Here is a 374-nt window from a genome sequence, read left to right on the forward strand (position 1 = left end):
CACTACCAGATTCCCTACAGCATGACGGGAGGTACGTCTTTTTTCTCTCGAACTGAAATCAAAGACATCATGGCATATTTACGTTTAATCGTGAATCCCGATGATAATAATGCCTTACTGCGCATTATTAACACTCCACGTCGACAAATAGGCACTAGTACCATCATTGCGCTGAGTAACTATGCGAGCGAACGTGATATAGGTTTATTTGCGGCGATGGGAGAAATAGGCCTAGCACAACATTTATCGAGCAGTGCCTATCAACGTATTCAACAATTTCACCAATGGATTGACCACCTAATTCGATCCACTGAAGAAAGCGACCCAATCGCCGCCATTAATGAAATGCTTGAAGATATGGATTATTTAGGCTG

Annotated in this window: 1 protein-coding gene; it reads left to right on the forward strand. The window is 42.5% G+C overall.

Annotated features, from left to right (window positions below; translation table 11 throughout):
• Positions 1-21 precede the first annotated feature (21 nt).
• A partial coding sequence (locus tag EMN46_RS19425; protein WP_304505456.1) for a 3'-5' exonuclease occupies positions 22-374 on the forward strand: 353 nt, incomplete at its 3' end.

This window comes from Ancylomarina sp. 16SWW S1-10-2 (genome assembly GCF_009669305.1).
GTDB lineage: Bacteria > Bacteroidota > Bacteroidia > Bacteroidales > Marinifilaceae > Ancylomarina.